1 protein-coding gene is annotated in these 269 nt (G+C 58.7%); it reads left to right on the forward strand.

Annotated elements, in window-relative coordinates; all coding sequences use genetic code 11:
• Window positions 1-269, forward strand: a 269-nt coding sequence (locus tag MXD59_RS26115; RefSeq protein WP_248827219.1) for a hypothetical protein, incomplete at both ends; no start/stop codon positions are given.

A 269-nucleotide genomic window follows, 5' to 3' on the forward strand; every position in this document is an offset into this window, starting at 1 on the left:
GTCCTACCTGAAGCTCAACAATCCCGGGCTCGCGGCGGGTGGCGCGGTCAACAGTGGCGATCTCTTCAACGGCTCGTCGCAGCAGGACATCGGCGTAGCGGCTTCCTACCAGTTTACCCACGTACTCGTCGGCGCCGCGTGGTCCCATGTCGATGTCTACAACCCCGCCGGCAATGCGTGGATCGACAATACCGCCCTGCAAAACGGCGCGACGTGGAACGCTTGGAAATTCGACAACTTCGAACTCAATGCTCAGTATTACTTTACTC

The organism is Frankia umida (assembly GCF_023242945.1).
In the GTDB taxonomy this organism is placed as follows: Bacteria; Actinomycetota; Actinomycetes; order Frankiales; family Frankiaceae; genus Frankia; species Frankia umida.